This is a genomic window from Enterovirga sp. (assembly GCF_035325185.1).
Classification (GTDB): domain Bacteria; phylum Pseudomonadota; class Alphaproteobacteria; order Rhizobiales; family Beijerinckiaceae; genus Enterovirga.
Genome location: NZ_DAOLAJ010000166.1, coordinates 1 through 3,344, shown reverse-complemented (window position 1 = coordinate 3,344; position 3,344 = coordinate 1). Strand labels below are relative to the sequence as shown.

Below are 3,344 nucleotides of genomic sequence, written 5' to 3'. Positions count from 1 at the left end.
ACGCTGACCGGCGGCACGATGTTCCTGATGTGGCTCGGCGAGCAGATCACGAGCCGCGGCATCGGCAACGGCTCCTCGCTGATCATCTTCGCGGGCATCGTGGCGCATCTGCCGCTGGCGATCGGCGGCACGCTCGAGCTGGGCCGCCAGGGCGCGCTGTCGACGGGCATCATCTTCGGGGTGGCGGTGATGGCGATCGTCGTCGTCGCCTTCATCGTCTTCATGGAGCGGGCGCAGCGCCGGCTCCTGATCAACTATCCCAAGCGCCAGGTCGGCAACCGGATGTACGAGGGGCAGACGTCGTTCCTGCCGCTGAAGCTCAATACGTCCGGCGTCATCCCGCCGATCTTCGCCTCCTCGCTGCTGCTGCTGCCGGCGACCTTCGCGAGCTTCTCGGGAGACCAGACCGGGACCGGATGGCTTCAGATGGTCTCGGCCTTCCTGGGCCATGGCCGGCCGGCCTATGTGGCGCTCTATGCCGCGCTGATCGTCTTCTTCGCCTTCTTCTACACGGCGATCGTCTTCAATCCGCAGGAGACGGCCGACAACCTCAAGAAGCACGGGGGCTTCATTCCGGGCATCCGTCCGGGCGATCGGACGGCCGAGCAGATCGACTATGTGCTGACCCGCATCACCGTGATCGGTGCGGCCTATCTGGTGATTATCTGCCTTTTGCCGGAGGTCTTGATTTCCTATGCGGCTCTGCCGTTTTATTTCGGCGGAACATCCTTGCTGATCGTGGTATCGGTGACGATGGACACGGTCGCGCAGATTCACGGGCACCTGCTGGCCCATCAATATGAAGGCCTCGTCAAGAAGGCCAAGCTGCGCGGGGCGAGGCGGCGTTAGAATACCCGAGCCGAATCGGATCGGCCGGGGCTTGGGGGGGGCGAGACGATGAGACTGATCCTGTTAGGTCCGCCGGGAGCCGGGAAGGGCACCCAATCGGAGCGGATCGTGGAACGCTTCGGCATTCCGCAGCTCTCCACCGGGGAAATGCTGCGAGCCGCGGTGGCCGCCGGCACGCCGGTCGGGCTCCAGGCCAAGGAGATCATGGCCCGGGGCGGCCTGGTGCCGGACGAGGTCGTCGTCGGCATCGTGGGCGACCGGATCGCCGAGGAAGATGCGCGGGGCGGCTTTATTCTGGACGGATTCCCGCGCACCGTCGCGCAGGCGGAGGCTCTGGACCACATGCTCGCGCAAAGGGGCATCAAGCTCGATGCCGTCGTCGAGCTGAAGGTCGACGAGGACGCGCTGCTCGCGCGGATCGCGAACCGGGCCCGCGAGGCGCAGGCGCGTGGCGAGACCGTGCGCAAGGACGACAACCCGGAAGCGTTCAAGATCCGCCTCGACGCCTACCGGAAGCAGACGGCGCCGCTCTCCGATTATTATCGGGCGCGGAATATGCTTCAGGTCACCGACGGGATGGCGCCGATGGAGGAGGTCTCCAGCTCCATCTCCGAGATCCTGAGCGCGAAGGTTGCAAGCGTCGCTATCTGAGGTGGCTTGACGCGCAGGCCGGCTTTCCCCTGATTCCGTCGAGGCGGGATGGGGGCGTCCCATGGGGTTGCGTATCTGGGCGGCGATCTGTTGCGCCGTCTGCGTGGCGGGTTGCCAGCCGAAAAGCATCGGTTTGCGTTTCGACGCGCAGGAGGCAGCCTATGTCCTCGTCCAAGGGACGGGCCGGATCGAGGGGCAGGCATTTCTGCGCCGCGATTACGGCCGGCTCGTCACGGCGGCCGGGGAGCGGGTCTTCCTCATTCCGGCGACGGCCTATGCGACCGCCCGCTTCAATGCGATGTTCGGCGGCGACATGCGCGCCTATTGGGGCGAGGAGGTCGAGGAGCCGCCGGCCGAATATTACAATTACCGGCGCGAGACGAAGGTGGACATGCGCGGCCGGTTCCTGTTCGAGAACCTGATGCCCGGGCGTTACATCGTCGCGACGCGGGTCTTCTGGACCGAGCCGGCTTCGTATCTGACCCGCGGCGGCGGCATCTACGACATCGTGGAGGTCAGGAAGGGCGAGACCACGCAGGCGGTCATCTCCGGCAAATAGATCTGTCAATGCCGGGCGGGCAGTTCCTCGGAGATCGTCGCGAAGACCTGGCGCAGCCAGTTCTCGGCCTCTTCGGCCCGGGCCTGGGCTTCCCTGGCGCGGGTTTCGGCGGCCCGTGTCAGCGCCTCCGCCCTCTCGGCGCGTGCCTCGGCCGATTTCAGCTCTTCGACCGCCCGTTGCAGGAGGGCCTGGGTCCGGGACTGGCTGTCGCGGACGCGCTCGTCGGCGTCGCGGATGCTGGCCGCCGCCTGCCTCACGAGGTCCAGAGCCGAGGAGATGTCCTGCTCGGTCACAGTCGTCGCCATCCGCTCGCGGGGCTCGGCCACCGCGGGCTGGATTTGAGGACGCAGGCGCAGGATGTTGGCGAAGTCCTCCGGGCCGGGGACGGGGCCGAGGTCCCCGCGGCGGGTCGTGTCGAAATCAGGACGCGTCTTGCGGGCGGGGTTCATGGGCGTCGGTCCGAGCCTTGTCGTTACCTCTTTCTTAACGAACGAGGTTAAGAGCGGGTTAACGCCGGGCGGTCTTCCCTTTTCCCGCGGAGTTCCCTCTCCTTGCCCCTGGGGCCGGCGGCTGCTATCGCTCCCCTTCGCCTCCCTTCCATCTCTGCTTCATAGGACCCCGGACCGATGGCCCGAGAATTCATCTATCACATGCAGGGCCTGACCAAGACCTATCCGAACGGGAAGAAGGTCTTGGACAACGTGAACCTGTCCTTCTATCCCGACGCGAAGATCGGCGTGCTGGGCATCAACGGCTCCGGCAAGTCGACGCTGCTGCGCATCATGGCCGGGATCGACAAGGACTTTTCCGGCGAGGGCTTCGTCGCGCAGGGCGCGCGTGTCGGCTACCTGCCGCAGGAGCCGCAGCTCGATCCGGCGAAGACCGTGCGCGAGAACGTCCTGGAGGGCGTCGCCGCCCAGCAGGCGATCCTGGACCGCTACAACGAGATCGCGGCCGATTATTCGGACGAGGTGGCGGACGAGATGACGCGCCTCCAGGACGAGATCGACGCGAAGGGATTGTGGGAGCTGGATTCGAAGGTCGACCAGGCGATGGAGGCCATGGGAGTGCCTCCGGGGGATTGGGCGATCGACAGGCTGTCGGGCGGCGAGCGCCGGCGCGTGGCGATGTGCAAGCTCATGCTGGAGCAGCCCGAGTTGCTGCTCCTCGACGAGCCGACCAACCATCTCGACGCCGAGACCACGGAGTGGCTGGAGGCGCATCTGCGCAACTATCCGGGCGCGATCCTGATCGTCACCCACGACCGCTACTTCCTCGACAACGT

5 protein-coding genes are annotated in these 3,344 nt (G+C 66.1%); 4 read left to right on the top strand and 1 reads right to left on the bottom strand.

Annotation, left to right across the window (positions count from 1 at the left end):
• From secY to PKD06_RS18580, 3 genes are all read left to right on the top strand, one after another.
• Positions 1–849, top strand: an 849-nt coding sequence (gene secY, locus PKD06_RS18590) for a preprotein translocase subunit SecY (protein ID WP_324382767.1), incomplete at its 5' end; no start/stop codon positions are given.
• Positions 850–897: 48 nt separating this feature from the next.
• Complete coding sequence (locus PKD06_RS18585; protein WP_324382765.1) at positions 898–1,500, top strand: adenylate kinase; 603 nt, start codon at positions 898–900, stop codon at positions 1,498–1,500.
• A gap of 61 nt (positions 1,501–1,561) precedes the next feature.
• Positions 1,562–2,059, top strand: coding sequence for a carboxypeptidase regulatory-like domain-containing protein (locus PKD06_RS18580; RefSeq protein ID WP_324382763.1), 498 nt, complete (start codon positions 1,562–1,564; stop codon positions 2,057–2,059).
• Between the two features lie 5 nt (positions 2,060–2,064).
• Here the strand turns inward: PKD06_RS18580 and PKD06_RS18575 are convergent, their stop codons facing one another.
• Entirely contained in the window at positions 2,065–2,508 is a 444-nt protein-coding gene (locus PKD06_RS18575; protein WP_324382761.1) for a hypothetical protein, read from the bottom strand.
• Between the two features lie 177 nt (positions 2,509–2,685).
• Here PKD06_RS18575 and PKD06_RS18570 point away from each other — a divergent pair.
• On the top strand, positions 2,686–3,344 hold a 659-nt coding region (locus PKD06_RS18570), incomplete at its 3' end, for an ATP-binding cassette domain-containing protein (RefSeq protein ID WP_324382759.1).